Here is an 8,015-nt window from a genome sequence, read left to right on the forward strand (position 1 = left end):
CCAAATCATGTTGGATGACAGAGTTAGTGAAAAGCCAGCTGTTGACTTTAAAAGGAAATTTCATTCTCGCTGACACATGCTTTTTCACTATCGACACAGATAGTGAAAACTTCCGGAACTCGCGACACAATAAGTGAAAAATTCCTGTGTACAGCCGTGCATGATCTGCAAACGACGTTCAATGTGGCACAAGCAGAGCTAGTAATATTTGATCTTGCAACTGCTCGCGCGGGCGGAGTGTGAGCAATACGTAGTGTGGATCTCTCCGACAAGGTTCGCCATCGTCATCAGTTGTAGTGTAGAGCGGAGGGCTCCTCTCCATGCACAGCCCAACGCCCCAGCGCTTGAAGTTTGTAATCCAGTGGATCATGCAGCGTGTGCGTGCGCACGTTGCGCCAGAAGCGGTCAAACCCTAGGTCGGCATGGGTGCCGCGTGCACCTACCACGTCGAACATTTCCTGGCTTGCGAACAATGTGGCGCGGTGGGCCATCACTTTGGCTTCAAACACTGCAATCGCGACTGCAGCGCGCTCGGAAGCCGTGAGTTGCTCTCCTTGTAAGAATGCCTTCTGGGCGAGGCCGGCTGCATGGTCTGCCATGAGTGCCGCAGCGGACACCTGGGCCTGTATGTCGCCCATGCGCCGCAGCAAGAACGGATCGTCCGTGGCGCGATCCACCGTAGCGCTCACCCAAGGTTGTGCGTGGGCCAGTGCATAGTCGCGTGCCTGTTGTTGTGCACCTTGCGCCACTCCCACAAACAGGTTCACCAGTACCAATTGTGCCAAAAGGGTGCGCAGCGTGTGAAACGGAATAGTGGTGTGCTGCACATCGCGCATTACCTGGTTGGTGGGCAGTGCGACAGCAGTAAAGCGTACTGATCCGCTGTCTGTCTGCCGCTGTCCGATGGGATTCCAGTCATCATGTACGGCAATACCGGGAGTACTGGTTTCGAGCAGTCCCAGCACGGGCTGCGAATGTCCTTCGAAGCAGGCGGAGACAGTCAGATAGCGTGAGCCACGAGTGCCAGAGCAAAAGCCTTTGGTGCCGTGCAGCGCGTAGCCGCCGTGGGGATCAGCGGTTGCTTTCAAGCGTTGGTCGCGTGGGTTCAAAGCGTTGCCCCACCAGCCGTTTTCATCCACGGTGCGACGCAGCCAATGCCGTTGCTGCGAGGCGTTGCCGTAGATCAATACGGTAGCCACCTGCAACTGGTGAAAGGCCAGCACATGGGCCAGGGCGCTATCCACCGTGGCGATTGCTCGCACATGACGGTAAATGTCGGGCCAGCTGCGCTCATCGCCACCATGCACGGCGGGGATGGCCAAGCGCAGTAGGCCATGGTCGCGCAGCAAGGCTTTTTCAGCAGCCGCATGACCGCCCGCGCGATCGCGTTGCACGGCGGTCGAGGCCAGGGTGTTGAGCAGGTCGGGAAAGTCAGACGCAAACATGGTTGATATCAGATGAGGGAAAAAGTCAGTGGCAAATGGCGCCGTCTTCTAGCAATGCAGCCTCCATTACGATGGTGCTGGCGCGGTGCTGGAGTGCCTGGGTGTATTCGCTGCTGCGCAGCCACTGTTGAGTGGCGTGGTGCAGCCATGGTGGCAATGCCTTGGCCGGAGTCGCGCTAGGCTCACTAGCGGCGGCTGTGTGCAGATTCCATGGCTTACCAAGAGGACCGTAAAACCGCCAACTGGTTTGCTGTAGCAAGCGTTGCACCACGCCTGGCTCCTCGGCCAGCAGGTCGCATTGGCCGGCCAGGAAATCACTGATGGCATGAATGGAAGAGAGAGTGATGTGGGGCCGCGCGTTCAGCGTGCTCCACAGATCGCGAGGTGCAACACCAGCGCCCACACACACGACAGGGGATGGGTGTTGTGGCGCAGCAGTGCTGGCAGCAGGAAGCCACGAAAAACGCTGCCACCACGTGGGCAGGTGATGGCGAGCCCACACAGCCCAAATTGCAAGCTCTTGCCGTCTCCTCACCAGTTGCAGTTGAGCACTGCCGTAAGCGCGCGCGGCAGGTCGGCCGGCATTGGTGAATTCAAATCCTTGAAGTTGCAGATCGGCATGTTCTGCATCCTGATATTCCACGGGAAGCTGCAACCGCTTGCCAAGCCATTGCGCAAATGCAGCATCGAACACATCGGGCTCCGGCTCCAAAGGCTGGTCAGGTGCAGAGGGGCGAGGGTAGGTGCGCGTAGCCACCCACAGTGCGCCACGTTGTACCGCTCGCTCCAGCGCAGCACTTTCGGAGGCTGAATCCACAGCTGGGGTCGCTTGCGACGATACGCGCGGTAGCACCGCATACCCCAAGGCGCACAGAGCTACAACCGCTGTTGTCAGCACCACATGAAGGTGCACGCGGAAGGTGGAGCCTGTGCGGTTTACAGCGTGTCGTAGCACTTGTAGCTCAGGCATGGAATTCCAGGCCATGGCGCCACCGTGTCAGCCTTTTTTCGATGACGGCCAGCACATAGTTCAACGCCAACCCTAGCAACGCCAGCAGCACGATGCCGGCATACATGCTGGGTATCTGGAAGATCTCTTGCGAGTTCAATGTCAAAAAGCCCAGCCCTGCGTGTGAGCCAATCATCTCGGCAGCGACAAGCGCAGTGATGGAATAGGCGCCAGCCAGACGCACACCCGTAAATATCGATGGAGATGCCGCTGGCAAAATCACCTTGCGAAAGATGAAGCCGCGCGACGCGCCCATGGAGATCGCAGAGTGGATCAGCAGTTTCTCCACTTGCTTTACTCCGCTGATGGTGTTGAGTAGCACGGGCCAGAATGCGGCCCAGAAGATGATGGCAATTTTGGAGGCCTCGCCAATCCCGAAGAACAGCAAAAATACTGGGAACAAGGCCAACGCGGAGACCTGGCGAAATAGTTGGAGCAGTGGATCCAAGAATTGCTCCAGTCGGCGGATGACCCCCATCAACAATCCCAGTGCCACACCGGCTGCGATTGCCAGCAGCAAGCCAGCCAAGGACCGTTGCAAACTGGCCAGCACATGCTTGCTGAGTTGGCCGCTGGTGACCAGCTGCTGGATCGCTGCGAGTACATCGGAGGGTGGGCTGAGAAAGGCAGAACTGACGATTCCTAGGCGCGGTAGTAACTCCCAAATGGCGAAGAATGCGATCAGGCCGGCGCTGCGTTCCAACCAGCGGCCGGTGGTGCGCCACCAAGGCGCTGTCGGGCGTGTTGAAGCAGTTGCTGCGGCAGGCACGGTGGAGACGGATGTGGCGGCGGTCATATGGCAAATCCTCGCAATGCAGGGGCGTAGTCGGGGGCGGTGGGCAGTACCGGCGTCAGGGGCTGCTGACGGTGCCCGCTGGCAAATGCGACTTCGTCGCGCAGCACATCCCATGCTTTTTCGCGCAGGTGGACAAAAGCGGGTGAGTGCCGGATCTCCGCGGGACGTGGACGGCCCAATGGGACGTCCAGAATGGACTTGATCCTTCCTGGACGGTGGGTCATCACCGCAATACGGTCTGACAGGTAGATGGCTTCATCCAGGCTGTGGGTGATGAACACGATCGTTTTCTTGTGTTCCCCCCAGATGCGCAGCAGCTCGGACTGAAGGATTTCGCGCGTCTGTGCGTCCAGAGCCGCAAAGGGCTCGTCCATCAACAGCAGGTCAGGCGAATAAGCCAATGACCTGGCGATGGCGACGCGCTGGCGCATGCCACCCGACAGTTCGTGCGGATAGCGGTGGCTAAAGCCAGTCAGGCCAACGAGCTGCAGAAAATGCTCGGCTGTTTCGCGGCGCTCGCGTTTAGCGACCTTGCGGATCTCCAGCCCCATCTCGATGTTTTGTAGCACCGTGCGCCACGGAAAGAGCGCGTACCCCTGAAACACCACGCCTTGGTGCCGGTTGATGCCATCGCTGGGCTTCCCATCGATGGTGATGGTGCCGCCCGTCTTGTGCGCCAAGCCCGCCAGCACATTCAGGAACGTTGATTTTCCGCAGCCCGAGGGGCCAAGAATGGATAGAAATTCGCCTTCGCGGACGACCAACTCAAAGTCATGCAATGCAGAGATTTCTTGCTTGCGACCTTGGTCATCTTGAATAGAGAAGTCCATACGCACATCGCGTGCCTGAATTTTGATGCCAGGCGCATGCGTAGCGGTGTGGTGCAGCCGGGCATTCATGCAGCGTCTCCTTTGGCAAAAGGATTGAAGGCATTTGTGTACACATCCTTGACCTGTACCTTGCCGGGAGGCAACTTGCCTTCGCGCTCCAGAATGTCGATGTAGTACTGGATGGGTGGCTCCGTGATGATTTGATCATCTACATAGGCGTAGCGCTCCACATGCTTGAGGTCCATACCCAGCCGCTCTGCGGTGTACTGGCGAGACTCCAGCGGATGTTCATTGACCCAGTTTCCAGCCTTTGCGATGGCTGTCACCACATCCCGCACCACTTGCGGATGTGCACGGGCAAATTTGCCGTTGACGCTATATGGCGACATGCCGCCCAGACCTCGGTCTAGGTCGTAGTCACTCCACAAGCGCAGCAATTCTGGGTTGGCTTCAGCGCCGCCAGAGTGTGGTGGGTGAATGATGGCCAGGTCCACGCTTTTGCCCACTACAGCTTGTTCGTTCTGGTTGTCCGGTACCACTAGGAAGTTGATCTTGGTGACGTCGACACCGTGCTCGCGCAAGAAGGTTTTGGTGACGAACTCGGCACACGCCCCAAAACTGTTGAATCCAATCGTCTTGCCTTCCAAATCCTTTGGCTGGCGGATGCCGGAATCCTTTCGCACAAAGTACTTCATGTGCGGAGCTTCTTGCAGTGTCTTACTACCGGCAGCAATCACCTGCATGTCGGCCCCGGCAGCAATGGCGGAGATCACCAGTGGCACCATCCGCGCGCCAAAGTGGATGTCGCCCGTTCCTACCAAGGGAATGATCTGGGGTGCGGCTACTTTGCCCACGTAGTTGGGGCGTGTGGAGGTCCCTTCGAAGTAACCCAGTCGGTCGGCCAGGTAGATCAGATCGAACGAGGGGTTGTCGGGATAGTTAAAGGGCACGATCTGGGTGCTGTCTTCCTGACCGGTAGTCGCGACGGGCGTGCTGTCCTCAGAGCGCGAGCAAGCCATCAGTCCCAGCGGTAATGTGCTGGTGGCAAGGATACGGGCCAGTGCTTGGCGACGACTGTGCATATGCAATCTTTCCTGGATGCAGTGCAGCGGCAGCAGCCGGCGTAGTGAAACGGTTGCTGCGCGTGCGATGTGGTGTATTCAGAGCTTGGCGATGGAGACTTCAGTGGACTTCACCAGGGCCACCACATCGGAGCCGACGGACAGCTTGAGGTCATCCACAGAGCGGGTGGTAATGACTGAAGTGACGATGCCCCATGGTGTTTCGACATCGACTTCTGACACCACGTCTCCGCGGATGATTTCGCGCACTTTGCCCTTGAACTGGTTGCGCACATTGATGGCTTGAATAGACATGTTGAATTCCTTTAAAAGAGAGGGGAAGGGCAGACCTCAAGCGGCCTATGACGGTGGTGAATGAATCAGCTTTGCGAGGCTTGGCGCGGTGTAAATTGGTTGCCAACGATTTCTCCAAATGGCCCATTGGCAGTACCGCCTTTGAGCTTTTGCTGGGTCTGAACGGGCAGCAGCGGAAAGACCAGCTCGGCGAAGCGGTAGGCCTCTTCAAGATGCGGGTAGCCAGACAGCACAAAGGTGTCGATGCCCAGGGCGGCATATTCTTGAATGCGGTCAGCCACGGTTTGCGGATCGCCCACCAGTGCGGTACCAGCCCCGCCACGCACCAAGCCCACTCCGGCCCACAGGTTGGGGCTGATCTCCAGATCGTCTCGGTTGCGCTTGCTGCCACCCGCATGCAGCGCGCGCATGCGGCGCTGACCTTCGGAATCCATCTTGGCAAGGGCTGCCTGAGCAGCTTGGACGGCCTCATCGGTTAAGTGGCTGATGAGTGAATCGGCCGCTTGCCATGCCTGGGCATCGGTCTCCCGCACAATGACATGCAGGCGGATACCGAAACGCACTGTGCGACCATGCTTTGCTGCTTTGGCGCGTACATCGGCAACCTTGCGGGCCACCTCGGCTGGTGGTTCACCCCATGTCAGGTAAGCATCGACTTGCTCGCCGGCTAACTCATGTGCAGCGGCGGAAGAACCGCCGAAATACACGGGTGGATAGGGCTTTTGCAATGGTGGGTACAGCAGCTTGGCGCCCTTGACCTGCAGGTGAGTGCCGTCAAAGTCGTATGACTCGCCGGTATGGCTGCGTGTGACGATTTCGCGCCAGATGCGGATGAACTCGCTGGATTCTTCATAGCGTGTGGCATGGTCTAGAAACACACCGTCACCCTCCAACTCCGCCTGGTCACCGCCAGTGACCAAGTTGATCAGCAGGCGCCCTTCAGACAGGCGATCAAAGGATGCAGCCATGCGTGCTGCCAGCGCGGGCTGGTGCAAGCCAGGTCGCACAGCTACCAGGAACTTGAGGCGGCGGGTAACGGGTATCAGGCTGGAGGCCACCACCCAAGGGTCTTCGCAGGATCGCCCGGTGGGAATCAGTACGCCCTCATAGCCCAGGCTGTCTGCGGCGCTGGCAACCTGCTTGAGGTAGTTGTGGTCTACAGGGCGTGCGCCTTGGGAGGTGCCCAGGTAACGGCTGTCGCCATGGGTGGGAAGGAACCAAAAAATTTGCATCATTGTCTCCAGCCGCGAAAGCGGTGTTGGTGGTTAGTAGCTCAACGTGAAATGGACGCGCCGGGCATCGGCCAGAGCAGGCCACTGGCGGTGGGTCAGAAAGCCCCAGGCCAGTGCTGATGTGTTCAAAATTCGGTCGCGTTGTTTGATAAAAGCTTGGGAGGTCATGGTGTGTCTCCTGAAAATGGGCAATAGTTCGTCCTCCAGCGCATGTCAGCCGGAAGTTCATTGAAGAAAGCAAAAGGTGATTCGCTGGTCGTAGCGCGTGTGTCAGACGCTACATCGCACTTGTGAGAATGGAATCTCTGGAAAAAATGCTCCCGCAGCGGAGCGCTGCAGACTTTCAGTCAGCAGCAAGTGCACGGCATCGTCAATGCGCGATTGCAATTCGGGGGCAGTGCTCGCAGTGCCGTCGGAGTGCAGTTGGATCTGGCTGTCGACGCCGTAGATGCCTGGAAGAATGTGTTTAGCGCCTAGCGACTGCAGAACGGGACGCAAGGCATAGTCCATTGCCAGCATGTGGTGCGGGCTGCCACCGGTGGCCAAGGGCAAAACGGTTTTACCCTTTAATGCGGTTTGGGGCAGCAGGTCCAGCCATACTTTCAAAGCCCCCGCGTATGCCGCTTTGTAGACAGGGGTAGCAATCACCAGTACCTGGGCATTTTCTACACGCAAGGCGGCATTGATGACATCGGGATGCTGAAAGTCTGCGTGCAGCAGCGCTTGTGCGTCGAGTTCTCGTACAGCTAGGCGATCAACCGACAGTCGATGTTGGGAGAGTCTGTCGCCCACATTGTCTAGCAGGGCTGCTGATCGCGAGGTTTGCGTGGGGCTGCCAGCAATTAATAAGATAGACATTTTTTTAAAACCTCTGGCAACTGCGCAGTGAGGTGGAGTGAATTGCTGTGCAGTGTTATGAATTTTTTTAATTTTGAAAAACAATAATTTTCTTTTTTATTATTTATATTTCATCTAAGAGATATAAGTTTTTAGTTTATGTATAAATAGATCTACTACTAATCCGTCAAACGGACCTATCTAATAGATATATGTGCCAGGATTGGTTAGCTTGCTTCATAGATTTTGTGGTATTAATTAAATATTTGAATCTTATAAGATGATTCCATAATATCTAAAAAATTTTTTATTGGTTCATCTTTTTAATATCGACTCTAAATTAAAGACTTATCAGTTTTTTCTGCCCGCAGATGGGCGTTGTTGCATAAATCCAGTTTGATACGAGCTAACCCAAACCCCGTCCGTGGCTATGCCACGGCTGCCGTCTGAGGGCGGCCCAGCTCAGTAAACCGATTCAATATGGCTGCTC

General features: G+C 56.8%; 9 protein-coding genes. All 9 read right to left on the bottom strand.

Going from position 1 to position 8,015, the window contains the following annotated elements; translation table 11 throughout:
* Positions 1-287 precede the first annotated feature (287 nt).
* The 9 genes from AC2I9W_RS16400 to ssuE all read right to left on the bottom strand — a co-directional run bounded on the left by AC2I9W_RS16400 (position 288) and on the right by ssuE (position 7,546).
* Positions 288-1,445 (bottom strand): acyl-CoA dehydrogenase family protein, encoded by a 1,158-nt coding sequence (locus AC2I9W_RS16400; RefSeq protein ID WP_486410992.1) that lies wholly within the window; start codon positions 1,443-1,445, stop codon positions 288-290.
* Positions 1,446-1,470: 25 nt separating this feature from the next.
* A complete protein-coding gene (locus AC2I9W_RS16405; RefSeq protein WP_486410993.1) occupies positions 1,471-2,430 on the bottom strand; it encodes a hypothetical protein in 960 nt (319 codons plus the stop codon).
* Entirely contained in the window at positions 2,408-3,250 is an 843-nt protein-coding gene (locus AC2I9W_RS16410; protein WP_486410994.1) for an ABC transporter permease, read from the bottom strand. The genes AC2I9W_RS16405 and AC2I9W_RS16410 overlap by 23 nt, the downstream gene beginning before the upstream one ends.
* Positions 3,247-4,149, bottom strand: coding sequence for an ABC transporter ATP-binding protein (locus tag AC2I9W_RS16415; protein ID WP_486410995.1), 903 nt, complete (start codon positions 4,147-4,149; stop codon positions 3,247-3,249). The genes AC2I9W_RS16410 and AC2I9W_RS16415 overlap by 4 nt, the downstream gene beginning before the upstream one ends.
* Complete coding sequence (locus AC2I9W_RS16420; protein ID WP_486410996.1) at positions 4,146-5,162, bottom strand: ABC transporter substrate-binding protein; 1,017 nt, start codon at positions 5,160-5,162, stop codon at positions 4,146-4,148. The genes AC2I9W_RS16415 and AC2I9W_RS16420 overlap by 4 nt, the downstream gene beginning before the upstream one ends.
* Positions 5,163-5,240: 78 nt before the next feature.
* Positions 5,241-5,456: a TOBE domain-containing protein gene (locus AC2I9W_RS16425; RefSeq protein ID WP_486410997.1), complete on the bottom strand. Its 216-nt coding sequence runs from the start codon at positions 5,454-5,456 to the stop codon at positions 5,241-5,243.
* Positions 5,457-5,521: 65 nt separating this feature from the next.
* Complete coding sequence (gene ssuD, locus AC2I9W_RS16430) at positions 5,522-6,688, bottom strand: FMNH2-dependent alkanesulfonate monooxygenase (RefSeq protein ID WP_486410998.1); 1,167 nt, start codon at positions 6,686-6,688, stop codon at positions 5,522-5,524.
* A 33-nt stretch (positions 6,689-6,721) separates the two neighbouring features.
* Complete coding sequence (locus AC2I9W_RS16435; RefSeq protein WP_486410999.1) at positions 6,722-6,856, bottom strand: hypothetical protein; 135 nt, start codon at positions 6,854-6,856, stop codon at positions 6,722-6,724.
* Between the two features lie 102 nt (positions 6,857-6,958).
* A complete protein-coding gene (gene ssuE / locus AC2I9W_RS16440; protein WP_486411000.1) occupies positions 6,959-7,546 on the bottom strand; it encodes an NADPH-dependent FMN reductase in 588 nt (195 codons plus the stop codon).
* Between the last annotated feature and the right edge of the window lie 469 nt (positions 7,547-8,015).

Source organism: Comamonas sp. FUJ_7, from assembly GCF_057369555.1.